The organism is Nonomuraea terrae (genome assembly GCF_044465245.1).
GTDB lineage: Bacteria > Actinomycetota > Actinomycetes > Streptosporangiales > Streptosporangiaceae > Nonomuraea > Nonomuraea terrae.
Window position 1 is genome coordinate 71,953 of record NZ_JBITLL010000002.1, and the last position, 25,896, is coordinate 97,848.

The window sequence follows — 25,896 nt, forward strand, 5'->3', positions numbered from 1 at the left end:
AACGCTGACCCGCAGGCGTGTCGTCGCCGTCCGCAGCCGCCGCCGGCCCACCGTTCTGTTCAACGACTCGTGAACCGGCACGAACAACGATCTACTTAGCGTTGTGTCAACGGGAACTACGCTGGCCGAACGGAATTACGGTATGCGGAAGATGCGGCAAAGAAATGCTCTTGTGCGCAGATCTCAACGCCTTCGATGTCCTGCCCGTGGGCGTGTTGGTGACCGTTGGATCCGATCATCGGCTGATCTACACCAACTATGCCTACCAGGAGATGGTTGGCCATCGCGAGCATGGAGCGCCAATCCGTGAGGCGTTGAGTGACGTCTGTGTGGACGGCGATTTCACGCTGTTTGATCGGGCTCTGGAAACCGGTGAAGCCCTGACGGTTGACGAAGTCCCTTTCGAATACGGCGAGCCAGGACGCCGGCGTTTCGCCTCGGTCAGCATGTCGAAGATCATTTGGGAAGGCGAGGAAGGCCTGCTGATCGTGGTCCAGGAGGTCAGCCGGCGCATCGCCTCTGAGCGGCCGCCCGGCTCCGTCGCCGGACAGCAGCAGAGGTTCCTGCAACGCTATCGGAGCCTGGTCCAACTGCAGACAGAGGCAGTATGGGTCAGCGACCCCATGGGCCGGGTGGGCGAGCCGAGCGCCGGCTGGCAGCGGCTGACCGGGCAGTCATGGGAGGAGTACCGCGGCGACGGCTGGCTGAACGCCGTGTACCCCGACGACCGAGAGTCCGCCGGCAAGGCATGGGCCCGGGCCGTGGAACAGCGGGACAACCTGAACCAGGTCTACCGCGTAAGGGCATCCGGCGGCGGCTACCGGCATGTTCGCGTGCGCGGCATACCCATCATCGAGGGCGGCGAGATAGCCGAGTGGGTCGGCGCCATCGCGGACATCGAGCAGGAGTGGCAGGAGGAACAGCACAGACGGCTGCTCGACCAGGTCGCCGCGGCAACCGTGAACCTCGCTGACCTGGACGAGGTGCTGCGCGCACTGGCCGAGGTGATCGTGCCGAATCTGGCCGACGGGTGCGGCATCTATGTGCTGCCGGAGTTCGAGGACCAGTCGGTCTCGACGCCCTTCGTGGCCACACCCATGGCCATCATCGTGCCGGCGGGCGCGAGGCCGTTCCCGCGCCAGGAGGTGTTCGACTCCGACTCCGATCTCGTCACGGCCGTCCGGACCCGCCGGCCCATCCACCGGATGTTCCCCGGGGGGAACCCGCCGCCGGGCTCCGTGCCGCTCATCATCAACGGCGAACTGGTCGCCGGGGTCAACAGTTCGACCATGGTGCCGGTGGTCGTGGACGGCGTGGTAGCGGCGGTGGTGCACGCCGTGGTCGTCGGGGACCGGGAACCGCTCAGCGTGGCGGACATCGAGTTGCTGGGGCGGATGCTGGACCACGCGCACCCTCATCTCAGCAACGCGATGCGATTCCAGCGCACCCAAGGTGTCGCACTGGCCCTGCAGAAGTATCTGCTGCCGGATCCACCGCGGGTGCCGGATCTGCAGATCACCGCGCGTTACTCGGCGAGCGCCACCGCCGCGGAGATCGGCGGCGACTGGTACGACTCCTTCGTGCTTCCTGACGGCTCCATGGTTCTTACCATCGGTGACATGGCCGGGCACGACCTGACCGCCGCCGTCACCATGAGCCAGGTCCGCAACGCGCTCAGGGGCCTGGCGATCGACCGAAGGGAGCCTCCCGGAGACATCCTGCGGCGTCTGAACATCGCGACCGAGACCCTCTACCCCGAAGAGACCGGCACCTGCATCCTCGCCCGTCTGGAAAACCCGGACCATCGCGCATGGCGGCTCCACTACTCCGTCGCGGGCCATCCGCCGCCCCTGCTCGTCACCCAGGACGGGGAGGCGCATTACCTCGAAGACGCCGTCAATCCCCTTCTGGGCGTGGGTTACGACATGCCGCGCGCCAGCACCGTCGTGACGCTGCCGCCCCGCGGCACGCTGCTGCTCTACACCGACGGCCTGGTGGAAGTGCCAGGAGAGCACCTCGACCTTGGGTTGGAGCGCCTGCGCCGCGCCGCCGGTTCCCTGGCCCGCGCGCCTCTGGACGCCTTCTGCGACGAACTGCTCAGCCGGCTGCCCATGCCGCGCAAGGACGACATCGCCGTCATCGCCGTACGACTGCCTCCAGCTGTCGAGGAACCGATTCGGTGACGGCGGCCGTCCGCCCTGGTTGAGCGCGCCTGAAGGTCCGCGATGGCGTGGGGGAGGGCCGATCGCTGGGGCCCGCCGCCCGGAAGGCTGTCTGGCTCAGATCCACCACGAACCTTCGGCTGGCGCGTTCCGTTGATATCGATCAACCGTAACCTAGATACCATGGCGACGGTACGCACTGATCTTGGGTAGGGCCGGAGGGGAGAGCGATCATGGACACTCGAGAACGGATGCTGCACGCGGCAGCCGACATGCTCGCCCGCGGCGGCCGGGACGCCGTGTCGACACGTGCGGTCAGCGCGGCCGCGGGTGTGACCGCACCAACCCTGTACCGTCTGTTCGGCGACAAGGAGGGCCTCCTCCATGCCCTCGCCAACTACGGCTTCCAGCAATACCTCGCCGAAAAACAGACAGCGATGACCGACGACCCGGTCGCCGACCTGCGCAGCACATGGCATGTGCACGTGAATTTCGGCCTGTCGCACCCGGCCATCTATGCGCTGATGTTCGGGGGCACTCCCTCCCGCGAGGGAAACCGTGCAGGCCGGGAGGCTCTCGCCATGTTGCGAGACATCATCTCCCGCATCGCGGCGCACGGGCGGTTGCGCGTCAGCGTCGACGAGGCGACACAACTCTTCTATGCGACGGGCGTGGGGGTCACGCTGATGCTGATCGCGACCCCATCTGCCGACCGGGACCTGAACCTCGCGACGACCGCGCTCGACCACCTGTTGCGCGCGACCACGACGGACGCCGAACCCGCCGCCCGAGTCCCTGGCGTCGCCCTCAGGGCGGTCGCCCTGCGGGAAGCGCTCCGCCACGACGACCAGAACGGCCACACCCTGACGTCGAACGAGCAGGCCTTGCTCGCAGACTGGCTCGACCGCCTGGCGGCGGGGAACCCGACGCCGTCTGAGTGATCGTGCCGGTGACCAACGCGTCGAGATGCGCTGGTTGCGACGCGTACGCGCCATCCACGTACAGGCGAGCCACTCCACCGAACGGCCTGGGTTAACGACGGTACGCGCCCGGTGGTAGCGTTGACACCGTACAGATGTTAGCGTGGTTCGGTAACGTCGATATGTTGTGTCGGTGGGGGCGACGATGTGGCGAGAACAGACGGCCGGGGCACGATCGTGGATCTGTTGAACCCGCGGACGACTTCATCGTGGCGGGCGACGGATACGTACTAGCCGCGCGGCTGTTCCAGCGCGACGGAGTCGCAGACCGGAAGTTCCGTCGCCCGCTATGGCCGAACACCTGCGCATGATCGACTCCCCGGATCCCGCGCGGCGGGGCCGGGTCTCTCTTCCTCTCCTGCGGTGGCCCGCCGGATGGTCAAGACCGGCCTGGCCGCGGACGGCGGCGGACATGGATGTCCACGTGGACGGCGTGACGGACCCCGCGTGCCCACGGCTCATCGACCCGGTCGATTCCGTGCATCACCGCAACCGTCATTTACTTCTTGGTGCTCGTTGATTTTCGGCGGAAGAGAAAGTGATATGTCATCACTGGTGAAATACAGGTCACCCTATATCGACAGCGGCCGGTGGGATGAGTTCCCCTTCCGGCAAGGGGACATCGTCATCAGCACGCGCTCGAAGAGCGGTACGACATGGGTGCAGATGATCTGCGCCCTGCTGATCTTCCAGACTCCCGACCTCCCGAAGCCGTTGCCGGAGATGTCCCCTTGGCTTGAGCACCTGGTCGCCCCGAAGGAGGAGGTGTTCGCGCGGCTCGCGGCCCAGCGGCACCGGCGATTCATCAAGACGCACACGCCGCTCGACGGTGTTCCGATCGACCCGCAGGTCACCTACATCGTGGTTGGACGCCATCCGCTCGACGTGGCCGTGTCGCAGTACCACATGTATGACAATCTCGACCGCGAGCGACTGCGTGCGCTCACGCACCGGTCTGAGCGCCCTGGGTCGTCGGAATCGGGGCTGCCTTTGCGCGACTGGCTGCTCCAATGGATGAACAAGGACGTGGCGCCTGCCGATGATCTGAGCTCCTTGCCCGCAGTGATGTGGCACCTGTCGGACGCATGGGAAAGGCACCTCCGACAACCGAACGTCCTCTTGGTGCATTACGACGACCTGCTGGGAGACCTGGCCGGCGAGATGCGCCGGCTCGCGGGGGCGCTCAACATCAGCGTGCCGGAGGTAGCGTGGCCGGCGCTGGTCGACGCAGCGACGTTCGACAACATGAAATCCCGTGCCGACCGGCTCGCGCCCACCACCGGTGGCTTGCTCAAGGACGAGACCTTGTTCTTCCGGCGGGGAGAGTCGGGCTCGGGTCGCGAGTTGCTCACCGAGTTTGAGTTTGCCCGCTACGAGAGGCGGACACGCCAGCTGGCCCCAGCGGATCTGCTGCGGTGGTTGCACCGCTGACCGGCCACCATATGGCTCCTGCTGACGCGGGCACTTCACGCACGTCGAGGAAACGGAGAGCCTCACCAAGGGCCTGTCCGGCGGATCATGCCGGGCGGCCCACCGGCGCTGATGCGCTGTATCGACCTGCCTGACGAGGAGCTGGGTGAAGCAGGTTGGGCCCGTCGACAAATACCTCGACATCGGTCGCGGTGGTAGGGGACACTCCGCGCGATGACCAGAATCCATGACACACCGCCGGCGTGGGACGAGCGCACCCAGCTCACCACGTTTCTCGACTACGCACGTGACACCGCCCGCGCCAAATGCGATGGCGTCGCTGCGGAGAACGCCCGCAAAGCGCTCCTGCCGGGCTCACCGCTGATGACCATGAGCGGAGTGATCAACCACCTCCGCTGGGTCGAGTACTACTGGTTCCAAGTGGTCTTCCTCGGTGAGGAAGACCGGGGCCCCTGGACCGAGGAAGACCCCGACCGCGAGATGCGTATCGCCGTTGACTTCCCGCTCACTCAGTTGCTCGACGAATACGCCGAACAGAGCACCCACTACCGCGCACTGGTCGCCGGGAACGGCCTGGACAAGCAGGCCCAGCGAGCTGTCCGCAACGGCCTCCACGTCGACCTGCGCTGGATCCTCCTCCACCTCACCGAGGAGACGGCCCGCCACAACGGCCACCTGGACATCCTGCGCGAGATGCTCGACGGCACGACCGGCGACTAGCACGGCGGAGATCACGGGCGGAGATCACGGGCGGAGCCAGAGCCGGGTCGAGGCAACGGTGACGGTGCCGTGGAAGATGTAGCCGCGCTTGTCGAACCTCGTGGCCACGGCTCGGGAGTTCTTCAACGCGTTGATCGTCCGCTCGACTTCGTTCCTTCGCCTGCACCGCCCCCTTCCGCAGCGTGGCCGAAGCTCAGCGGGTCACGGCGGTCGCCCGCTCCACGCGCGACAACTTCTCGGGATTGCGCACGTGGTACGCGCCGGTGACGTAGCCGTTCTCCACGCGCACCGCCACCACTCCGTCGATCTCCCCGTCGACCCGTACGAGCAGCCCGGGGCCGCCATTGATCTGAACCAGCTCGACCGACCGTTCCGCGTCGCGTTTCCACCAGCCGACGGCCAGCAGGCGAGCCACCTTGTCGATCCCCACGACGGGCCGCAGTAGGGCGTGCCTGACTCCGCCGCCGTCGCTCAGGGCGACGATGTCCGGCGCGAGGACGTCGAGCAGGCCCTGCAGCTCGCCCGTTTCGACCGCTCGCTGGAAGGCCTGGAGCGCGGCTCGGGTCTCGGCAGGGGAGGTGATGCCGCGGGGTCGGCGGGCGGCGACATGTGCCCGCGCCCGGTAGGCGATCTGGCGTACCGCGTTCGGGCTCTTGTCGACGGCTTCGGCGATCTCGTCGTAGTCCAGGTCGAACACCTCGCGCAGCACGAACACCGCCCGCTCGGTCGGCTGCAGCGTCTCCAGCACCAGCAGCATCGCCATCGAGACGCTCTCGGCGAGCTCGACGTCCTCGGCCACGTCGGGCGTGGTGAGCAACGGCTCGGGCAGCCATGGCCCGACGTAGGACTCCTTGCGCCGGCCGAGCGCGCGCAGCCGGTCCAGTGCCTGCCGGGTGACGATCCGCACCAGGTAGGCGCGCTCCTCCCGCACGGTGCCGAGATCGACGCCCACCCATCGCAGCCAGGTCTCCTGGAGGACGTCCTCGGCGTCGGCGGCCGAGCCGAGCATCTCGTAGGCGACGGTGAACAGCAGGTTGCGGTGGGCGACGAACGCCTGGGTGGCGGAGTCGACGTGGTCGACCCGATCGAGTGGCTCGGCCGGGTCCGCACTTCGTTCGCTCGGCTGGGTCATGCCTCGCTCCTGCCTGTTCGTTCTCAGCACTTCCACACGCACAAGACGCGAGTCGCCACCGCTGTGTAACACCGCCGGTAGGTGGCCTATGTCACATGGCCGCGCTGTTACAGGGATCGGGGTGCGGGCGTCTCGTGGTCGTCAGGACGCCGTGCGAACGATCCGTACGGCACTACGACGCGTTGAGAGTGAGAAGGGAAGTCTTCCCCGTGTCCACGCCCACGACGACCGACCAGCGGTCGCGCATGCCCAACCCCCTCCCTTTCCTCCCCGAGATGGCGGAAGTCGGCGAAGGTCTGCACAAAGCCCTCCAGAACGGCGTGATTCCGCAGACCACCATCCACCTGCTGCAGCTGCGCGCCGGACAGCTCCTCGGCAGCACGTACTTCACCATCAGGGAAACCGGCCACCTCCGCAGGATCGGGGAGCCCGAGGAGCGCATCACCGCCGTAGCCACCTGGCGGGACGCCACCTGCTTCACCGGCGCCGAACGGGTCGCGCTGGAGCTGGTGGAGGCGGTCCTCACCCCGAACCCGTCCGGGGAGCGCGTCCCCGATGAGCTGTACGCCAGAGCGTCGGCGCACTACGACGACAAGGCGATGTGGTCGCTCATCATGGCGATCGCCCACATCGGCTTCTTCACCCCGGCCGCCCTCATCGCCAAGCCGATCCCCGGCATGCCCCCTGGCCGGAACTACAGCGAGTAAGGAAGGCACCCAACATGAGCATCACCACGTTCGCGGTGGCGGGAGCGACCGGGCGGCTGGGCCGCCACGTCGTCGACGTGCTGACCGAGCGGGGACATCAGGTCGTGCCGATGTCCCGCGCCACCGGCGTGGACATCATCACCGGTGAGGGCCTCGCCGAGGCCCTCACCGGGGTCGAGGTCATCATCGACGTCGCCTCCTGGCACTCCTCCGACCAGGAGGAGGCGACGGAGTTCTTCCGCACGTCGGCCCGCAATCTGCACGAGGCCGGCCGGAAGGCGGGGGCCGCCCGGATCGCCATGGCGTCCATCATCGGCGCCGACAAGGCCACCGCCGGTTTCCTCGCCGCCAAGAAGGTGCACGAGGAACTCCTCCTGTCCGGCCCGCTCCCCGTCCGCATCCTGCGGGCCGCGCAGTTCCACGAGTTCGTCGGCCAGCTCCTGGACTGGCAGCAGGGCGACGTCGCCTACCTCCCGGCCCTGCCCACCCAGCTCGTTGCCTGCCGCACCGTGGCCGAGGAACTGGTCGACCTGGCCACCGCCCCCGCCACTCCAGGAACACCGATCCCCGAGATCGCCGGACCCCGCAAGGAGATCATGGCCGAGGCGGCCCAGCTCCTCGGCGCCCGCCGAGGCATCAAGGTCGTCGGCGTCGACGGGTCCGGCATGCCCGACGCCGAGATCGCCGCCAACGGCGGGTTCCTGCCCGGCCCGCATGCCAGGCTCGCCGGGCCCACCTTCGAGGAGTGGCTCGACACCCAGCCCTGAGCCGATCTTGCCCTTGTTCTCGGAGCTCCACCACCCGGGGCCCGGAGAACAAGGGCTCCCCCCGAACGTCACTCTCGGGGACTCAGCGGTTGCATCTCCGGACGACATCCTCAGAAAGGGGGCTCGCTCATGTCCGTCACCACGATGGACACGACGACCGCACTCGTTCTCGTCGATGCGCAGAACCTCGTCGTCGGCCTCCCCACCACCTGCCGCACCGGATCGGAGGCGGTGGCCCGTGCGGTCGAACCTCACCACCACGGTGCTTCCGTCGTCCTAACCCGGCTCACGGCCAGGCGGACGGATCGGATGCCGCGCCCACGAGCGGCTCCACCGCCGAGATCATCGGCCTGCCGGCCAGGACCCGTGCCTGACGGTCTCACCACGATCACTGGATGAATGGACAGATGATGACGAAAGCGCTGGAATTGCCACTGCACATGCGGAGGAACGGGCTCGACCCGATCGAGGAACTGGCCCGGGCTCGCGACAGTGACGGTGTGGTGCGGGTGAAGACGCCGTTCGGCGTGCCCGCGTACGTGATCTGCCGCTATGAGGACGTCCGCCAGGTGCTGGCGGATCCGGCCCGGTTCAGCAGCGCCCTGACACCGTTCCCGGGATCCGGGCAGATGAACGCCGACGAGCTGGCCACGATGCGGGCCGGGCAGCTGATCGGGTTCGATCCGCCCGAGCACACGCGGTTGCGCCGGATGCTCACCCCCGAGTTCACGGTACGGCGGATGCGCAGGCTGGAGCCGCGGATCCACGAGATCGTCCAGACGGCGCTGGATGATCTGGAGCGGGCCGGCAAACCGGCCGATCTGGTGGCGCACTTCGCGCTGCCGGTGCCGTCGCTGGTGATCTGCGAGCTGCTGGGCGTGCCGCCTGCCGACCGCGCCGAGTTCCACGAGCGTGCCGTGCGCCTGCTGGACACCTCCGCTCCGGTGGAGCAGCGCGTCGCGGCGCAGCGGGAGGACCGCGCCTACCTGGCCGGCCTGGTGGCCCGCGCCCAGGCGGATCCGGGCGAGGACATGCTGGGCATGCTGGTGCGCGAGCACGGCCACGATCTCCGTACCGATGAGCTGATCGGCATCGCGGGACTGCTGCTGCTGGCCGGGCACGAGACGACCTCGAACATGCTCGGTCTGGGCACTCTGGCCCTGCTGCGGCACCCGGACCAGTCGGCGATGATCCGCGAGGATCCGGCGCAGGTCGATGCCGCCGTGGAAGAGCTGTTGCGCTGGCTGTCCGTCGTGCAGTCGTTGCCGCCGCGCACGACCACGACGGATGTGGAGATCGCCGGGCACGCCATCCCCGCGGGATCGCTCGTGATCTGCTCGTTTCCCGCCGCCAACCGCGACCCCGGCTTCGTCGACGATCCCGAGACACTCGACGTCACCCGAGGAGCCGCCGGTCACGTCGCCTTCGGTCATGGTGTGCACCACTGCCTCGGGGCGCCGCTGGCGCGGATGGAGATGCGTATCGCCTTCCCGGCACTGCTGCGGCGCTTCCCCGGCCTTGCCCTGGCCGATCCGTACGAGCCGGTGGACTTCCGGGTCTTCAGCCTCGTGTACGGCGTGCACACGCTGCGGGTGACCTGGTGAGCGGCGAGCCCGACGCACCCACCAGCCGTCGGGCTCGTCCCGGTCCGGCTCATCCGGCCCTGAACTCCTATAGCTACGGCCAGGGGCAAAGTAGCGGTGAGCTATCTTGCGGGTTCGTCGCGTAGTGGTTGCAAGTGGATCAAACCGGTGTAGAGCGGCCCTGGGTTTCTTGATCGTGATCTTGTCTGTTCGGGATCGGGATCGAGAAAGGGGCGCGGGGATGCGTGCGGAGTGGGAGCCGGATGAGCTGATCGGCTCGTGGACGCTGGTCGAGGGCGACTGGCAGCTGATCAAGAACAAGGCGGGGGCGACGCGGCTCGGATTCGCGTTGATGTTGAAGTTCTATGAGATCGAGGGCCGGTTCCCGGCGTATCCGGAGGAGGTACCGCAGGCTGCGGTCGGCTATGTGGCGTCGCTGGTGCAGGTCGATCCGGGGTTGTTCGGCAAGTACTCGTGGGCTGGCCGGACGATCAAGAGTCACCGCAAGCAGATCCGGGAGGCGTTCGGGACGCGTCCGCCGACTGAGGAGGACGAGGAGCGGTGGGCGCAGTGGATGGCCGATGAGCTGTGTTCGACGGAGACGAACCGGGACCGGCTGACGGAGGCGCTGCGGCGGCGGTGCCGGAGTGAGGCGCCGGGTCAGGTGGAGCGGGTGGTGGCCTCGGCGGTGCGACGGTTCGAGGAGGCCTTCGCCAGCGGGGTGATGGCTCGGCTGGGGCCGATGATCTGCGGCCGTCTCCAGGACCTTCTGAGCCAGCCGAGCGTGCTGGCCGAGCTGAAGGCCGACCCCGGGCCGCTGGGGCTGGACACGCTGCTGAAGGAGATCGGCAAGCTGAAGACGGCCCGGGCTCTCGGGTTGGACGAGTCGGTGTTCGCGGACGTGTCGGATCGGATCGTGGCGACGTGGCGGTCGCGGGCGATGCGCATGTACCCCTCGGACTTCGAGGCCGCGCCGGAGCCGATCCGGTACACGCTGCTGGCGGCGTTGTGCTGGACGCGGCAGGCCGAGCTGGTCGACGGCCTGGTCGAGATGCTGATCGGCCTGATCCACAAGATCAATGCTCGGGCGGAGCGGAAGGTGGAGAAGGAGCTGATCGGCGAGCTGACCGCGGTGAAGGGCAAGCGCGGGATCTTCTCCAAGATGGTGAACGCCGCGCTCGAGCACCCGGACGACACGGTGCGGGAGGTGGTGTTCCCGGTGGTGCCGGGCGGGGAGAAGACGCTGCGCGCGTTGGCGAAGGAGCTGATGGCCACGCAGCGGGCCGTGGCCGAGCGGGTCCGGTACAGCTTGCGCGGCTCGTACTCGCACTACTACCGGCGGATGCTGGCGCCGCTGCTTTCGGCGTTGGAGTTCCGGTGCAACAACGTCGCCTACCGGCCGGTGATGGACGCGATCGACCTGCTGGGCCGGTACGCCGAGGTGGACAGTGACCAGAAGTTCTACGCGGCCGGTGAGAGCGTCCCGATCCAGGGCGTGGTCCAGCAGGCGTGGCAGGACGCCGTCGTGGACGGCGAGACAGCTTGGGTCGAGCGGATCCCCTACGAGCTGTGCGTGCTGATCGCGCTGCGCGAGGCGCTGCGCCGCCGGGAGATCCACGTGCAGGGCGCCGGCCGCTGGCGCGACCCGGACGAGGACCTGCCCGGAGACTTCGAAGCCAACCGGGACGTCCACTACTCGGCCCTGGCCAAGCCGCTGGACGCCGACGAATTCGTCGCCGACCTCAAGCAGCGCCTGGCCGGCTCCCTCGACCGGTTCAACACCGGCCTGGCCGAGGGCACCACGGGCGGCGTGAAGATCACCACCCGGAACGGCAAGCCGTGGGTGTCGGTGCCGAAGCTGGACAAGCTGCCCGAGCCGGAGAACCTTGCGTCGCTCAAGGCCGAGGTGCAGCGTCGGTGGGGCACCATCGACCTGCTGGACATCTTGAAGAACGCCGCGTTCGTCACCGACTTCTGCGACCTGTTCGCCTCGGTCGCCACCCGTGAACAGCTGTCCCGGGCGACGTTACAGCGCAGGCTGCTGCTGGTGCTGTTCGCGCTCGGCACCAACATGGGGATCCGGCAGATGGCCGCGACCGGCGAGCACGGCCACATCGAGGCCGAGCTGCGGTACGTCCGGCAGACGTACATCACCCGCGACAACCTGCGCGCGGCGATCGTGTCGGTGGTGAACTCGACCCTGGAGGCCCGCGACCCCACATGGTGGGGCACCACGACGTCGACCGCGTCGGACTCCAAGCGGTTCGCCTCCTGGGACTCCAACCTGATGACCGAGTTCCACGCTCGCTACGGCGGCTACGGCGTGATGATCTACTGGCACGTCGACAAAGGCTGGCTGTGCATCTACTCCCAGCTCAAGTCCTGCTCCTCCAGCGAGGTCGCAGCGATGATCGAGGGGCTGCTGCGGCACGACACCGACGCCGACATCGAGGCCAACTACACCGACACCCACGGAGCCAGCCTGGTCGGGTTCGCCTTCACCGAGCTCCTGGGGTTCAAGCTCCTGCCCCGGCTGAAGAACATCGGCGCCATCCAGCTCTACGCCCCATCGGCCAACCAGGCGCCCTGGCCCAAGCTGGAGAAGATCCTCAAGAAGCGGCCCATCGACTGGGACCTCATCACCCGCAACTACGACCAGATGATCAAATACGCGACCGCGCTGCGGCTGCAGACCAACGAAGCCGACCAGGTGCTACGCCGGTTCATGAAGGGAGGCGGCCCCAAGCAGCCGGTCTACCTCGCCCTCGAAGAACTCGGCCGCGTCATCCGCACCATCTTCGCCTGCGACTACCTCGCCGACGAACAACTCAGGCGGGAGATCAACAGCGGCCTGCAGGTCGTCGAGAACTGGAACTCCGCCAACGACAAGATCTTCTACGGGCGGGAAGGCGTCCTCACCGGCGCCGACCGCGAGCACGCCGAAGTCTCTATGCTCGCCCTCCACCTGCTCCAATCCTCGCTGGTGTTCAGCAACACCCAGCTCCTGCAAGCCGTCCTCCGCGACCCGGCCTGGGCGAACAAGCTCACCGACGAAGACCGGCGCGCCTTGTCCCCGCTGTTCTGGGCACACGTCAACCCCTACGGCCGGTTCCGACTCGACATGGACAGCCGTCTCGACCTCGGAACCGCCGTGTAACGACCATGAGGGGGGTGCCACCGGAACACGGCAGAATCGGGCCGCACTCTTGATCATTGGTCGTTAGGCTCGTGGGCTTCGGCTTTCGTGTGGAGGGCCTCGCGGGCCTGCACCGCGGCGCGGGTGAGGCTCTCGGTGACGAAGTCGAGGAAGCGGGCGATGTTTTCGAGGCGGGTAGCGGCCGGGGTGTCGGGGCCGAGGATGCCGACGCCCTCCCGTGCGGTCTCGACGAGCTGGGCGGTGGGTCGGGCGCTGGCGATCATCGCCTGGTACCAAAGTTCGTCGTCGACGACGTAGCGCTCGCGGCGGTGTTCGTCGCGTTCCCGGCGGACGAGGTCCTGGCTTTCGAGGAACGTGATCGCTTTGGAGATGGACGCCGGACTGACCTGGAGGCGCTGGACGAGTTCGGACGTGGTGAGGCTGCCCGCGTCGGTGGTGTAGAGGCAGGCCAGCAGCCGGGCCATCATCTTGGGCGTGCCCGCTTGCATGAAGACGGTGGTGAGCTCTCGACTGCCCCACTCAAATGACGATTGCTCTGTCCTCCTGGCCCCTCAGGCTCTGTCGTGGAGGGGCCCTCGTCGACTGGTCAGCTCACCTCGTGCGACAACGAGGCTGGGTTCAGGCGGATCAGGGTGATGCCGTACGCGATGATCCAGGCAACCCACATCAGCCAGCCGGCGAGGCCAAGGAGACCGAGGGGGCCGGTGTGGTCGATGACCAGGGGGGTGAGGGTGGCCGAGCCGAACAGCAGTGCGGCCGATGCCAGCCCCAGGGTGCCATGCCACGGCCGGATGAGACCGGCACGCAGCCCAGCGACGGACAGGCCGATGAGGGCGAGTGCCAGGAAGGTGCCGTTGAGGGTGAACAGCGCGTCGTGCAGGGCCCACAGTCCCCCGGCTGTGGCGCTGTCGCGCGCGGCCGTCGACGTGAGCGCGAGGCGGGTCGCGATGACCGCGGCGAAGGTGGCGTTCTGCAGTGCCAGGCCGGTGAATCCGAACAATGACCACGCTTCGCCCCGGCCGCGTTCGAAGCGCCGCAGCGCGGAGACCGCGCCCGCGCCGAACAAGGTGGCCAGTAGCCAGGCGGAGGGAGTGAGCGCGGACGCGATGGCCACGATATCGCCCTCGGTGCCGAAGAACGCGTTGACCTCGCCGATCTCGGCACCGGTGAGCGGCAGGCCGGCGGGCACCATGATCGCGTTGGCGAGCACGATCGTGATGGCGAAGCCAAGGGCGGCGATGCCGGTGATTCGAGAGAAACCCATGGCTGCCTCCGTATTCATGTTTGACTCGGATGGGACGAGCGCATGCCCTGAATTGCCATATGTCGGGACAACGGGCTGTGGTGCTGGCGGGGCCGGTACGGCGCGCTGGAACTTGGTGGGGCGGTCTTCAGCCAGACCCGAACGCGCGCTCGTATTCCGGGTTGCCGCGGCGCGCTGATCAGACGGTGCCTGCCGCGCAGACCAGGATGAAACCGATCAGCAGCAGCCAGGAGCGCACGCCCTGGAAGAACTCCCAGCGGCGGCGAGTCCGTTCCCATCCGGCGGGCGGGTTCGCCGGGTCCCAGCGTCCGGTGGCGATGTTGATCGGAACGTTGACGGCGACGGTGAACCCCACCGCGACGGCGAACGCGACCACCGCGGACCAGGCGAGCCACCCGGGCCCGCTGCCCTCGATCGCGACGGCCACCGCTAACACCACGCACAGCGTCATCCCGATCGGCATGACCCGCCCGAACGTTTTGAGCAGGCCCTTCTCGACGGTGATGCGTTCGGTGCCGGGCAGGTGGCGCAGCACAGGATGGACGAAGGCATAGGAGCCGAACTCGGAACAGGCGACGAAACCGGTGACGGCCAGCGTGACGAAGACGAGCAGGTTCACGGCGACTCCGCGGGTAGTGGCCCCGGCCGCGACGCGGCTCGCACAGCGGTCAACGCCGTCTCGATCAGCGCATCGGGCTCGGGCCATGGCATGTCGGGTTTGGTGATGCGCAGGTCGATGGCGCCGTGCAGGGAAGCCCACAGCTCGGTGGCCAGCACGAACGCCGCACCGCGGCGGGCGGGCGACAGGCACGCGCTGACGGCATCGACCAGTACCTTGTAGGAGGCCGCGCCGGGATGCGCAGCGCCGGGCTCGAGCCCCAGCCCGGCCGGGCCCGCGTTCATGGCGCTGAACAGGACCCGGTAGTGCCCCGGCTGCTCCAGACCGCTCCGGACGTACGCCCTGGCGATCGCCTCGAGCCGCGCGACGGGGTCGCTGGCAGCGGACACGGCGGCGCTTTCGAGCTGTTCGGTGAACTCGGCGAACCGCTCGGCGATGACAACACGCAGCAACGCCTCCTTGTCCGGGAAGTGCCGGTACACCGAGGGTGCGGTGACGCCTGCGGCGGCGGCGACGGCCCGCATGGTGAGAGCGTCGGCGTCGCCGAGCTGCGCCAGCAGGTCGGTGGCCACCCGGATCACCACTTCACGCAGCTCGTGCCCGGTGCCACGGCGCCTGCGGTGCGTTGCGGTCATGGGGTGATGGTCTCGCCGTCCAGCAGCACGCGGACCAGAACCCGGCCGCTCGCGATGGCCGCGTGTACGTCTGCGGTGTCGGGGGTGCCGTCCGCACCGACCCGGACCCGCGCCCAGCGCCCGTACGCGCGGTGGTCACGCACGAGTGCGGTGAGCGCCTCGGCCACAACAGTGGGCTCGCGAACCGCCTCGGCCACTGCCGCGACCCGGCGGCCCCGCAGCCGCAGCTCCACCGGCACCCCGCCGTCGAAGTTGCGCCACCACCCCCTCTTCGTGGTGATCAGCAGCTCGCGGTCACGCTGGAGGTAGTTGACGGGGGTGACGTAGCGGACGCCGCTGCGCCGCCCGGTGAAGCTCAGCAGGAGACTCCTCCGGCTCATCACCGGGTGCAGTGGCGAGGACAGGATCGCGGCCGGGATCCAGTTGCGCAGCGATGGGGTGGCCATCAGACGACACCGCCGGGGCGCGGCATGCCAAGCCGCCGCCCCATCTCGTCGGCCAGCGCTTGCAACGCCGCGAGCGGCCGGACGAACACCGTGAGATCCGAGATCCGCTCGTCCCGGTCCTTGCGGGCGACGAGCAGCCCGTCGGCCCGGCCGGGGTGGCCCGCGACCTGGGCGCTGAACATCAGAACCGAGGTGTCGCCGACGCCGCCGATGGTCGCCGACACCTCAATGTCGTGCAGCACCCCGTCGAGCACAGCCCCGATGACGTGAGACGCGGCACCAGCCCCCTCGATCGGCTCGTCGTGCACCGCGACCCGCAGGGTGACGTCCTCGGCCAGCACCACGGACACGGCAGTGGCGTCCTCCGCGGCGAGCGCGCGTCCCAGCTGATCCAGCACTGCTCCCCCTCCAAATAGGTTAACGCTCGTTATAGTAACGTACGTTAGCGTACTTTTGCAGGTCCCATTGCCGCCCTCGTTCGACCGAATGCACGCCACCCAACTAGGCACGGTGCTCGGGTCGCTGCCATGAATGCAAAGTAGCTCTGTGTAATCGCTTGTCAGTGTCGGCAGACGAACGTCTGCCGACACTTCCCGAGCCGATCACGGAACCCCAGCTCAGATGTGTCGACAACCCGTGCCGGTTTTCAACGTCGATGACCGGTCTCGGGAGTAGATTCCGACACATGCTGTTCGGCTACGCGCGGGTGTCGACCGCGGACGGACCAGAACCCCGACCACCAGATCGACGCCCTCCTGCGGGCCGGAGTCACGCGGGAGAACATCCATCTCGACAAGGCGTCCGGCGCCAAGGCCTCCCGCCCGAAACTCGACCTCGTCCTGCAGCTCATGCGGGAGGGCGACACGCTGAAGGTCACCCGCCTGGACCGGCTGTCGCGCTCGGTCCTGCACCTGGTGACGCTCGGCGCGGACCTGCGAGCACGGAAGGTCGGTCTACACGTGATCGAGCAGGGCATCGACACCGACACCACCGAGGGCCGCGCCATGTTCGGGATGCTCAGCGTCCTGGCCGAGCTGCAATGCGAGCTGATCGTCGCCAACACCATGGACGGACTGGCCTCCGCCCGGGCTCGCGGCAGGGTCGGCGGCCGCCGGCCCCGGCTCACGCCCGACCAGGCCGCCCTCGCCCAAGAGCTGTACGACGCGCGGATCAAGACCGTCCAGCAGATCGCCGACCTGTTCGGCGTCCCCCGCTCCACCGTCTACGGACACCTCAACAAGGCCACGACAGTACCCCGGCAACCGAAGAAGAACCGGCAGGACGCCCGCCCCTGAGAAGCCCAGCAAGACGTTTCTCCCGCTGGTCAGCCGCGTAGCCAAGCCCTACTTTGCCCCTAGCCGTAGCTATAGGAGTCCTGGGCCCATCCGGGTTGCCGGCCGCGGGCAAGGCCCAAGGTTGGACCGGCCGAAGGAAGCACCCGGGACTTTCGTTCGGCTGCTCGTCATGCCCCAGCAGCACGGCAGATGCCGCCTCCAGCCTTCCGGTGGTCAGTCGCTACTGGCGGTTCCGATCTTTCTCACAGGCCATTTCGGTTGCTCAGGCGAGATCAGCCGGCGGGCTTGCCGAACCAGCGGGAGAGGTGGTCGTCCAGGTCCTGCTGTTCGTCGCCGATCCAGGCGACGTGACCGTCGGGGCGTAGCAGGACGCACGGGACATCCAGCGCCGCGGTGGGATCCGGGAGGTAGTCGACCCGGTCTGACCAGCCGCCGACCGTCAGGCGTTCGGTGCGGTCCAGCAGCAGGCCGCGGCCACGATGCAGCAGACCGTAGAGGTGGCCCTGTTTGACGTCGATGTCGCGCAGGCGGCGGCCGAGCAGGTCGGGGCCTGCGCCGAAGTCGTAGCGGATGCCGGTCGCGGTGATCTTCTCGATCAGAAGGCGGTTCACCTCGTCGACGTCCATCAGTTCGGTGAGCAGCCTGCGCACGGCCTGCGGGCCCGGTTCGGGGGACAGCAGTTCCATCTGGGCGCGGGTGTTGTCCAGCACGTCCTCGGCGACCGGATGACGTTCGGCCTGGTAGGTGTCCAGCAGTGTTTCCGGGGCCCAGCCGCGGATCTGTGCGGCCAGTTTCCAGCCGAGGTTGAAGGCGTCCTGAACGCCCAGGTTGAGGCCCTGTCCGCCGATGGGCGGATGGATGTGTGCCGCGTCGCCGGCCAGCAGCACCCGCCCGACCCGATAACGTTCGGCCAGCCGGGTGGCGTCCCCGAAGCGGGACATCCAGCGCGGGGAGTGCACGCCGAAATCGGTTCCGGCGATGGCGCGCAACTGTTGTTTGAAATCTTCAAGGGTGGGCGGTTCCGCGCGGTCGCTGACTCCCGCGGCGGGGACTACGACGCTGTAGACGCCTTCGCCGAAGGGCCGGAGCCAGAATCGCTGATGGGGCTCGCGGATCTCGCTCACCTTTGCGGCGATCTCCTCCTGCGGCACGCCCACTTCCATCTCGCCCATCAGCGTCTCGGTCCGTGAGGGCTCGCCGGGGAAGCCGACACCGAGCAGTTTACGCACCGTACTGCGCGCGCCGTCGCAGCCGACGAGGTAGCGCGAACGCAGCTGTTCCCCGTCGGCCAGCTCGACGGTCACGCCCTCGCCGTCCTGCTCGAACGCGGCGACCGCGCAACCGTGCCGGACCTGCGCACCCAGTTCGATCGCACGTTCTTCCAGCAGACGTTCGATCACCGGCTGCGGGATACCCAGCAGATAGGCGTACGCGGAGTCCAGGCCCTTGGGCGCGGGTTTGGGGATGGCGGCGAAGAAGCCGCCGGCTGGACGCTGCCTTCCGTGCTGGAGAAGGCGATCCAGCAGTCCGCGCATCGCCATCAGCTCGAGACTGCGAATATGCAGACTGACTATGCGGACGAACGACGCGGGCTGCGTTTCCTTCTCCAGAACGAGTACCCGCACATCGTGCAGTCGCAGCTCGGCGGCCAGCATCGCACCGGTCGGCCCGCACCCGGCAATGATCACATCGAAGACGAAGGGCGCTCGATCGGCGCCGGAGGCCGGCGACCGGCGAACTCCGGGGACGTCGCCCATCGTGGAGTCACGCTCGGCCCTGTCGTTCGACGGCGGCTCGGCGGTGACCTGCTGAGAGTGCATAGGTGTTGCCTTTCGGGAGTGCCTGGTTGGCGAGGCGCTCCCGGCGACACCTACGTCAGTCGCCCGATCGTGACAGGAAGGGGGAGCACCCACATCGATACAGCGTTCATGGGTCTCACCTCCTCAGGCGGTGTCACGGTCGCCTGCAAGCTACAAGCCCGTGCATCACCCCGTCCAATCCTTTTCCGAGCAACGTGATCACGACTCCGAACGGGCCCGTGCGGTCGCAGAGCGAATCCGGCGTGACGGCCCGGATCTCGGTAGGCGCCGCCCTGATGAGGTCTTGTGCCCACTACGCGAACTGGTCGTAGGCGAGCTCGACGACCAGCGTGATGACGCATCACCAGTCCCAGGCCGAATGGCGAGAACGGCCCCAGGCTAGAGATCTACAATGTAAAGGACGGCGCTTCAGGTATGTCATACCCCTAAGACATACGAACGGGCTTCGCCCGTACGACTGCGACAACACACAGCGCCGCACGGCGCGCCGGGGAGTGGCCATGACGCTCTCCCAGGTGTTCCAGCGCCGGCGACGAAGGCCTTTCCTGTATGGCTTTGTACGCACTCGCCGTGGTGTGTGGATTTCGACGTATAACGAGGTGGCGGCTCCGCTCTAACGTCTGGAACGTCCGAACGAGACGACTCCGCAGCGTTGAGAGTGGGAGCTTCGATGAACACCAAGCAGAAGATCGGCGACAAGGGAATTTCGTGGCAGCGCGCGGCCGGCCGTGCGGTGATGGGCGTGGCGACCGCGGCTTTGGCCATCGGCGCGATGTCGGTGCCGGCCGGAGCCTCGACCACCTCCGCCGCCACTGTTTCCACCGTTGCCACTGGTTCGACGGCCTCGGCGAGTCAGGCCAGAAGCTACTACTTCGCCTCCGTGCTCCTGGGCAGGAACGAGGTCCGCGAGAAGGGCAAGAAGGTGAACGACCGGAACGGGCTGGCTGTCGCCAAGTTCCGTATCCAGGGCAACCGCCTGTACTTCCTCGTGCAGTGGAAGAACGTCGCCAAGCCCACCGCGTTCCACATTCACCGCGGCAAGGCGGGCGTGAACGGCCCCGTCGTCATCGACTTGCTGGCCAACGGCAAGACTCGGGGCAACACGAGCGTCGGCTCCGTCGTCGTCAAGGATGCCGGCGTGCTCAACGGGATCAAGGCCAATCCGAAGAACTGGTACGCCAACCTGCACACCAAGCAGTTCGCCGACGGCGCGGTTCGTGGGCAGCTCGTCAAGGGCGGCCGCTGGTAGAGGCGCGAGTTCGGGCGCGTCCCTGAGGTCAGGGGTGCTCGTCAACGATCGTCGGATATGTGATCGGCATGATGGTCACTCCGGTCGTCGGCGGCTGGGCGAGCACATGGTTCGGCGGGAGTGGGGGTGTCGGTAAGACTCGTGCAGCCAGCTGCATGCGATTAGGTTCGCCCAGGTCAGCGATGCCACTGACGGACCGTTACGGGATCTTTCTGGGATCGCCCGACGTAGATGATCGGCTGTGGTCCGGCGGCAGCGCGGCTGGACCATCCAGCGCTCGATGCCGGCGGGGCGTCGGCGATACTGTGGGCGTGGAGTACGTGTCCAGAGTGCCGCGACCGCCGCTGGACGGGCTGATCGACGACCTTTACTACCTGGAGGGTGCGCCGCCGTACGCCCGGCTGACGCTGCCGCCGAGTCCGTCGGCGTTGCTCATCGTCAACCTCGGGGCGCCGTTCCGCATCCGCGCCGGCACCGACGTCGAGACGGCCGAGTACGCCGACGGCTGCGTGGTCACCATGCCCACCCGCGCCTTCGAGTTCGGCTATCCGCCGGAGACCCGGTCAGTCGGCGTGCACTTCAAGCCGTGGGGGCCGGCGCCGTTCCTGCCGATGCCGGCGGCCGAGCTGTGTGACCGGCCGGTGACGGTGGAGCAGGTTTGGGGCCGGCCCGCCATTGCCGAGTTGCGAGACCGGCTGGCCACGGCGGCCGGGCCGGACGAGATGCTGACGCTGCTCGAGGAGGAGCTGATGCGACGGCTGTGCGAGACCGCCGGTCTGGGGCTGGTCCGCCATACGAGCAGCGTCATCGCGGCGACCAGCGGGGCGGTGGCGATCGGCGACCTGAGCGTGGCAGCCGGTGTCAGCAGCACTCATCTGGCGCAGCGGTTCAAGGAGCTCATCGGCGTCACGCCGAAGCGGCTGGCCCGCACCTACCGCTTCGCCGCCACCGTGTTCGCGATCGACCCCGCGGGACCGATCGACTGGGGCGAGCTCGCCGGTGGCGCAGGCTACTTCGACCAGGCCCACTTCGGCCACGAGTTCCGGGCGTTCACCGGGCTCACGCCGACCCGGTACGTCGAAGTCCGGCGGCGGTTCCTGCGTGAACATCCCGGCCACGCGCTGGACCGCTGGCCGCTGCCGGCCGATTGATTTCTTACAAGAGCGGCAGCTCACGACACGCTAATTTGGGGGCACCCCAATTTGAGGAGAGCCCCGTGGGCAAGGTGGTCATGTACGGCTCGGTGTCGGTGGACGGCTTCGTCGCGGACGAGAATGACCAGCCGGGACCGCTGTTCGACTGGTTGTCCAACGGTGACGTCCCGTTGGACGAGAGCGGTGAGCTGAAGGTGTGGCAGACGTCCTACGACTACACCCGGCCGTACTGGGACCAGATCGGAGTCACGATCGCGGGCCGCCACGTCTTCGACCTGACGGACGGCTGGGACGGGAAGCCTCCGAGCGGGATCGACCACGTGGTCGTCGTGACGCACCGGCCGATGCCCGAGGGCTGGGACCCCGAGGCGCCGTTTCACTTCGTCGACGGCGTCGAGGCAGCCGTGGCCAAGGCGCAGGAGCTTGCGGGTGACCGCGTGGTCGAGGTCGCCGCCGGCGACGTCGGTGGCCAGGTGCTTGCCGCGGGCCTGGTCGACGAGGTGCGCATGGACGTCGTACCTGTCGTGTTCGGGTCCGGCAAGCGCTACTTCGGGTCGGTCCACGCGCAGCACCTGTTGGAGGGTCCTGACGTGGTGATTCAGGGCAACCGGGTCCTTCACCTGCGCTATCGGGTGCGCCGTTGACCGATCTGAGGGGGTACGCGAAGAAGTCCACTGCGGACACAAGATCGGGCCTCCGGCTGCGTTTGCGCCTCGCTCCGTGGTCGGGCAGCCGACGCCGATCCGCCCCAGCACCTCAAGATCACTGGTTGCCGGTTTCCGTCGTATGTTGGCCGACCCCCGATCGGACTTGGCCTGAGCGTGGCCTCGGGGCTTTGGGCCCGATCAACGCGCCGACGCCGCCCTCCCATCAGAGCTTCTGATATCGCGGTCCTGGACGCCGCTCAGCCCGGCGAATCACCTTCTGATATTGCGTGGGCGATGTGGGGCGGCAGTACCAAGCGGTGCCCGAGGCGTTCACCACGATCCACGCCGCCTACGCCGCAGCGCTGAAGCGGGTCCCGCTGGACGGCGGCACCCGCCGCGCCTAAGACTCCCGGGTCCGGACTTCCTCGCCGGGCTGGAGGCCAGCGGCCTCGACGGCGACCCGCTCACCGACGCGCACAACCGTGACTTCGCCATCCACGACTACAAGACCCACATGAAGACCGTGCTGCGCCGCGCGTCGAATGCCGTCAACGTCCACCTCGCCGCGTTGGACCACTTCTTCACCCAGCTCGGGCTCGGCCCGCCGACGTCCGCCGCGGCGACGCCGCCAAGCTCGCGCCCGCGCCTTGGACGCCCGCCGGCAGAAGCGCTGCCTGTGCGCCGTCGAACGCCGCCCTCTCGCCCGCGACCGCGCCCTTGGCCGGCTGCTGTTCCACTCCGGCGTCCGGGTCGCCGAGTTCGTCGCTCTGGACGACGACGTCCCGCTCTCGGCGCGCAAAGGCAAGGTCATCGTCCGCTCCGGCAAGGGCGAGACCTCCCGCGAGATCCCGCTCCTGGACGGCACCGCGCGGACCTCCCATCACGGAGTGGCGCACCGACCGCGCCTCCTGGCCCGGTGCCGACACCCCGGCGCTGTTCCTCATTCGCCGCGGCGGGCGTCTGTCGGCCCGGGCGGTCGACCAGCTCATGGACGAACTCGCCACCGACGCCGACCTCCACGACGAGGGTGCCCTCATCTTCTTGGCGGCACGGAGGGCCAAGGCGTCCGCCGCCACGCCGGTGTCCTGGCGCGCTAGTCGTCGGGGAGGCCGCGTAGTTCCTTGCGGGACGGCACGCCGAGTTTGCGCAGCGCGTTCGCGACGTGGCTTTCCACCGTCCGCCGCGAGAGGTACAGGACGTCCGCGATCTCCTGGTTCGTCTTGCCGGTTGCCGCGAGCCGGGCCACTTCGCGCTCCCGTACGGACAACGTCTGCCCGTGGGAGGGCCGGCCGCCCCGCCACGGGTACGGGATCGGCACCCCGTTGCGGCGCATGATCCGGCAGATGCGGGCGATGTCACGATCGGCTCCCAGCTCGGCGTACGCCCGTAGCGAGCTCTCCAACAGTGGTCCGCCGTCGGGTGCGCCGCTCTCGCAACGCCGGCGGCCCAGGCGTTCGCCGGCGAGCGCCTCCTGGTGGCGCAGCCCGGCTTCCCGCAAGGTCGTACGGGCTTCGTCCAGGAGTGCATCGGCGCGAGCGGCGTCCGGAGGGCCTGCCAGGACGGCGAGGGCGGTCAGCAGTGCCGCGCGTGCGAGCGGTGCGTCGGCGCCGTCGATCCCGGCGCGTAACTCCTCGGTTGCCGCCTTGGCCACCGCCTCGGCGTCTGCCTGGTGCGGCCCGTCGTGCGCGTGGAGGGCTTCCACCAGGCAGAGTATGCTCTCGGCGCCCCACACCCAGGTGCCCTTGGCGCGGACGAGGGCGAGCGCGGCGGAGGCGTGCGCGACCGCAGTCTCGGTGTCGTCCAGGGTGAGCGCCAGCCGTGACAGCGCTGTACGGGCGGCGACCAGTGGCCAGACTGCTCCCACCTGTTCGGCGACCGCGACCACCTCGTCGAGGCACGCCTGGGCTTCCTCGGCCGGGCCGGTCGCGGTCAGCAGGGCGCCGCGCAGCAGCCGTGAGTCCAGCGACGCGGCAGGGAACGCGGACGTGGCCCGGACGAGGCTGGCGGCGCGGTGGTCGAGGCCGTCCCAGCGTCCGGCGGCGTGCTCGACGGCGGTGCTGACCAGCTCGGCGACCTGCGCGACCCGCAGGTACTCGGCCTGGTCCGCGACCTGGCGGCCTTCGGCGAGCAGCGCCTCGGCGCGGTCGAGCCGGCCGATGTGCAGGGCGGCTTGGGCCCAGTTGAGGCAGGCGCGGGCGTGCTCTCTGGGGTTGGCGCGTAACCGGTGGTCGCGCAGCAGTTCGTCGATCAGCCGCCAGCTGGCCGGGTCGCCCTGCTCGACCAGGAGCGACGCACGGGCGATCCGTACGGAGATGAGGGCGTCGCCGTCGCCGCTGCGGCGGGCGGCCTCCTCTGCCTGGTCGCAGCGGGCGGTGTGCTCTTTGACGTGCCGGTCCGCGACTGTTTCCGGCGCGGCCAGCACGGCGAGCGCGCGCGACAGCAGGTCTGGCCGGGTGGCGAGGTCGTCGATGGCGTTCTCGATCTGCAGGTAGCCGGCGCGGGCCTCGCCGTGCTGGCGCAGCAGGCGGCCGAGCGCGAAGCGCAGCTCCCCGCGTACGGGGGCGGGCAGGGGTTCGGTGGCGAGCAGGCACTGCAGGATGGGGACGGCCTCCTCGTGGGCCAGCCCGTCCACTGCTGTGCGGCCGAGTTTGACGGCGAGCCGGATGCGGACGTCGCTCGCCAGTTCCCGGACGTTCAGTGCTTGGAGGAGGAAGCGGGCGGCTGTGGCGTCGTTGCCGTGGGAGAGCGCGGTGTCGGCGGCGGCCTCGGCGTTGGTGACGAAGTCGGCCGTGCGTCCGGCGTGCCGGAAGTGGTGGGCCAGCCGGGCCACGGGGCGGGGGCCTGGGCCGGACTCCAGGGACCGCGCGGTGCGTAGGTGCAGCCAGCGGCGGCCGGGCACGGGGACGGACTCGTACACGATCTGCCTGGCGAGGGCGTGCCGGAACCGGCAGTGGCCGTCTTCCTCGTGGAGCAGCCCGACTGCCTGGGCCTTGGCGAGGGCTCGCGCGACCTCGGGCGGGCTGTGTTCGCTGACCTCCGCCAGGATGCGGTCGTCCGGTGTCATGCCGATGACGGCGGCGGCCGTGAGGATGTCGCGGGCCGGGTCGTCGAGGGACGACAGGCGCTGCAGGACGACGTCGCGCAGCACGGTGGGCACGGCGAGGTCGGCCAGCGCGCCGGGGTGAGCCGGGATCTCGCTCGCGGGCAGGCGTTCGAGCAGTGTGCGCAGCACCTCCTCCACGACGAACGGGATGCCGCCGGTCTTCTCGTAGAGCGGTTCGGCGAAGGTGCGGGGGAGGTCGGTCTTGAGGATGGCGCGCGCGAGCTGCTGGACCTCGGGGAGTGTCAGGGGCGCGAGGCTGATGGTGCGCGCGGGTCCGGACGGGGCTCGGGCGAACGCCTCGCGGATGGGCAGCACGCCGGACTCGGTGCGGGCGGTGAGGATGACCGTCAGGTCGCGGGGGAGGTGCGCGGCGAGGAAGGCGAGGAAGTCATGGGTGCTGGCGTCGGCCCAGTGCACGTCCTCCAGGACGAGCACCAGCGGGGCGAGGTGGTCGAGCAGCGCGACGGCGGCGCGGAACACCCGGTGTCGCTCGGCTCGCTGGTCGGGCAGCGGGGTTAGGGGTGGGGGCAGGTGCGCGGCGATCTCGGGCAGCAGCGGTGCGAGTGCTCCCACGACGGGGTTCGGCGGCTTGGAGTGTGCGAGTTCGGCTTCGGCGAGGCGGAACGCGTCGAGCAGCGGTGACAGCGGCAGCGGTTCCTGGAGTTGCTCGCATTGGCCCACGATTCGTCGCGTTCGGGTCAGGTCTGGCGTCGCGAGCAGTTCGGCGACCAGGCGGCTTTTGCCGATGCCCGCTTCGCCCTCGACGAGGGCGAGGGAGGGGCGGGAGCCGACGATCGCGCGCAGGAGGGACAGCTCCGCGCGCCGGCCGACGAGGGCGTCGGAGAGTGAGCCCGTGGGGGCGGGGCCCGGGGGCATGCAACCACCCCCAACCTGCACTATTGGTGGCGTATCAGCTCGAACAGGTTACCGGATCTTTGGCTTCCGTTAAGTACCGCACAAAAATCCGTATGCGGTACGGATGCCGCATACGTGTAGCGCTCCCTAGCCTCAGCGATCGTCCGCGT

General features: G+C 68.6%; 21 protein-coding genes and 3 pseudogenes. 13 read left to right on the forward strand and 11 right to left on the reverse strand.

Features of this window, described 5'->3' with window-relative positions; translation table 11 throughout:
- Positions 1-170: 170 nt before the first annotated feature.
- The 4 genes from ACIBP6_RS06515 to ACIBP6_RS06530 all read left to right on the forward strand — a co-directional run bounded on the left by ACIBP6_RS06515 (position 171) and on the right by ACIBP6_RS06530 (position 5,293).
- Positions 171-2,183 carry a SpoIIE family protein phosphatase gene (locus ACIBP6_RS06515; protein ID WP_397049454.1) on the forward strand — a complete coding sequence of 671 codons (2,013 nt, stop codon included), beginning with the start codon at positions 171-173 and terminating at the stop codon, positions 2,181-2,183.
- A 212-nt stretch (positions 2,184-2,395) separates the two neighbouring features.
- Positions 2,396-3,103, forward strand: coding sequence for a TetR/AcrR family transcriptional regulator (locus ACIBP6_RS06520; protein WP_397049456.1), 708 nt, complete (start codon positions 2,396-2,398; stop codon positions 3,101-3,103).
- Positions 3,104-3,685: 582 nt separating this feature from the next.
- Positions 3,686-4,573 (forward strand): sulfotransferase domain-containing protein, encoded by an 888-nt coding sequence (locus ACIBP6_RS06525; RefSeq protein WP_397049458.1) that lies wholly within the window; start codon positions 3,686-3,688, stop codon positions 4,571-4,573.
- A 213-nt stretch (positions 4,574-4,786) separates the two neighbouring features.
- The gene (locus tag ACIBP6_RS06530) at positions 4,787-5,293 is read left to right on the forward strand and encodes a DinB family protein (protein ID WP_397049460.1); all 507 of its coding nucleotides are present in this window, start codon (positions 4,787-4,789) and stop codon (positions 5,291-5,293) included.
- A gap of 24 nt (positions 5,294-5,317) precedes the next feature.
- Here the strand turns inward: ACIBP6_RS06530 and ACIBP6_RS06535 are convergent.
- Together ACIBP6_RS06535 and ACIBP6_RS06540 are read right to left on the reverse strand one after the other, a co-directional pair.
- Positions 5,318-5,461, reverse strand: a pseudogene (locus tag ACIBP6_RS06535) (IS5/IS1182 family transposase); the annotation flags it as partial.
- Positions 5,462-5,486: 25 nt separating this feature from the next.
- Positions 5,487-6,425: an RNA polymerase sigma-70 factor gene (locus ACIBP6_RS06540; RefSeq protein ID WP_397049462.1), complete on the reverse strand. Its 939-nt coding sequence runs from the start codon at positions 6,423-6,425 to the stop codon at positions 5,487-5,489.
- A 275-nt stretch (positions 6,426-6,700) separates the two neighbouring features.
- Here ACIBP6_RS06540 and ACIBP6_RS06545 point away from each other — a divergent pair, with 275 nt between their 5' ends.
- The 4 genes from ACIBP6_RS06545 (at position 6,701) to ACIBP6_RS06560 (ending at position 12,639) form a co-directional block, all read left to right on the forward strand.
- Positions 6,701-7,132 (forward strand): carboxymuconolactone decarboxylase family protein, encoded by a 432-nt coding sequence (locus ACIBP6_RS06545; RefSeq protein WP_397049464.1) that lies wholly within the window; start codon positions 6,701-6,703, stop codon positions 7,130-7,132.
- Between the two features lie 14 nt (positions 7,133-7,146).
- Entirely contained in the window at positions 7,147-7,899 is a 753-nt protein-coding gene (locus ACIBP6_RS06550) for an SDR family oxidoreductase (RefSeq protein WP_397049466.1), read from the forward strand.
- A gap of 395 nt (positions 7,900-8,294) precedes the next feature.
- Positions 8,295-9,503, forward strand: a complete 1,209-nt coding sequence (locus ACIBP6_RS06555; RefSeq protein WP_397049468.1) for a cytochrome P450 — start codon at positions 8,295-8,297, stop codon at positions 9,501-9,503.
- A 175-nt stretch (positions 9,504-9,678) separates the two neighbouring features.
- Entirely contained in the window at positions 9,679-12,639 is a 2,961-nt protein-coding gene (locus tag ACIBP6_RS06560; RefSeq protein ID WP_397049470.1) for a Tn3 family transposase, read from the forward strand.
- A gap of 53 nt (positions 12,640-12,692) precedes the next feature.
- Here the strand turns inward: ACIBP6_RS06560 and ACIBP6_RS06565 are convergent.
- The 6 genes and pseudogenes from ACIBP6_RS06565 to ACIBP6_RS06590 form a co-directional block, all read right to left on the reverse strand.
- Positions 12,693-13,139: pseudogene (locus ACIBP6_RS06565) on the reverse strand (MarR family transcriptional regulator); the annotation flags it as partial.
- An 86-nt stretch (positions 13,140-13,225) separates the two neighbouring features.
- The gene (locus ACIBP6_RS06570) at positions 13,226-13,903 is read right to left on the reverse strand and encodes a hypothetical protein (protein ID WP_397049474.1); all 678 of its coding nucleotides are present in this window, start codon (positions 13,901-13,903) and stop codon (positions 13,226-13,228) included.
- Between the two features lie 178 nt (positions 13,904-14,081).
- On the reverse strand, positions 14,082-14,522 hold the full coding sequence (locus ACIBP6_RS06575; protein ID WP_397049476.1) for an anthrone oxygenase family protein: 441 nt from the start codon (positions 14,520-14,522) through the stop codon (positions 14,082-14,084).
- On the reverse strand, positions 14,519-15,157 hold the full coding sequence (locus ACIBP6_RS06580) for a TetR/AcrR family transcriptional regulator (RefSeq protein WP_397049478.1): 639 nt from the start codon (positions 15,155-15,157) through the stop codon (positions 14,519-14,521). The genes ACIBP6_RS06575 and ACIBP6_RS06580 overlap by 4 nt, the downstream gene beginning before the upstream one ends.
- Positions 15,154-15,603 carry a nitroreductase/quinone reductase family protein gene (locus ACIBP6_RS06585; RefSeq protein ID WP_397049480.1) on the reverse strand — a complete coding sequence of 150 codons (450 nt, stop codon included), beginning with the start codon at positions 15,601-15,603 and terminating at the stop codon, positions 15,154-15,156. Before ACIBP6_RS06585 ends, ACIBP6_RS06580 begins: the two co-directional genes overlap by 4 nt.
- On the reverse strand, positions 15,603-16,001 hold the full coding sequence (locus ACIBP6_RS06590) for a hypothetical protein (protein ID WP_397049482.1): 399 nt from the start codon (positions 15,999-16,001) through the stop codon (positions 15,603-15,605). Before ACIBP6_RS06590 ends, ACIBP6_RS06585 begins: the two co-directional genes overlap by 1 nt.
- A gap of 336 nt (positions 16,002-16,337) precedes the next feature.
- Here ACIBP6_RS06590 and ACIBP6_RS06595 point away from each other — a divergent pair.
- A pseudogene (locus tag ACIBP6_RS06595) lies at positions 16,338-16,691 on the forward strand (recombinase family protein); the annotation flags it as partial.
- Positions 16,668-16,898 (forward strand): helix-turn-helix domain-containing protein, encoded by a 231-nt coding sequence (locus tag ACIBP6_RS06600; RefSeq protein ID WP_397051470.1) that lies wholly within the window; start codon positions 16,668-16,670, stop codon positions 16,896-16,898. The pseudogene ACIBP6_RS06595 and the gene ACIBP6_RS06600, both read left to right, overlap by 24 nt.
- Positions 16,899-17,170: 272 nt before the next feature.
- On the opposite strand, the gene rox is transcribed toward ACIBP6_RS06600, so the two are convergent.
- On the reverse strand, positions 17,171-18,718 hold the full coding sequence (gene rox / locus ACIBP6_RS06605; RefSeq protein ID WP_397049484.1) for a rifampin monooxygenase: 1,548 nt from the start codon (positions 18,716-18,718) through the stop codon (positions 17,171-17,173).
- Between the two features lie 670 nt (positions 18,719-19,388).
- On the opposite strand from rox, the gene ACIBP6_RS06610 reads away from it, so the two are divergent.
- The 3 genes from ACIBP6_RS06610 to ACIBP6_RS06620 all read left to right on the forward strand — a co-directional run bounded on the left by ACIBP6_RS06610 (position 19,389) and on the right by ACIBP6_RS06620 (position 21,765).
- Positions 19,389-19,967 (forward strand): CHRD domain-containing protein, encoded by a 579-nt coding sequence (locus ACIBP6_RS06610; RefSeq protein WP_397049486.1) that lies wholly within the window; start codon positions 19,389-19,391, stop codon positions 19,965-19,967.
- Positions 19,968-20,278: 311 nt separating this feature from the next.
- Positions 20,279-21,118: a helix-turn-helix domain-containing protein gene (locus ACIBP6_RS06615; RefSeq protein WP_397049488.1), complete on the forward strand. Its 840-nt coding sequence runs from the start codon at positions 20,279-20,281 to the stop codon at positions 21,116-21,118.
- 65 nt (positions 21,119-21,183) lie between these two features.
- Positions 21,184-21,765, forward strand: coding sequence for a dihydrofolate reductase family protein (locus tag ACIBP6_RS06620; protein ID WP_397049490.1), 582 nt, complete (start codon positions 21,184-21,186; stop codon positions 21,763-21,765).
- 584 nt (positions 21,766-22,349) lie between these two features.
- On the opposite strand, the gene ACIBP6_RS06625 is transcribed toward ACIBP6_RS06620, so the two are convergent.
- Positions 22,350-22,844, reverse strand: a complete 495-nt coding sequence (locus tag ACIBP6_RS06625) for a hypothetical protein (RefSeq protein WP_397049492.1) — start codon at positions 22,842-22,844, stop codon at positions 22,350-22,352.
- A 17-nt stretch (positions 22,845-22,861) separates the two neighbouring features.
- Positions 22,862-25,747, reverse strand: coding sequence for a helix-turn-helix transcriptional regulator (locus tag ACIBP6_RS06630; protein ID WP_397049494.1), 2,886 nt, complete (start codon positions 25,745-25,747; stop codon positions 22,862-22,864).
- Positions 25,748-25,896 lie beyond the last annotated feature (149 nt).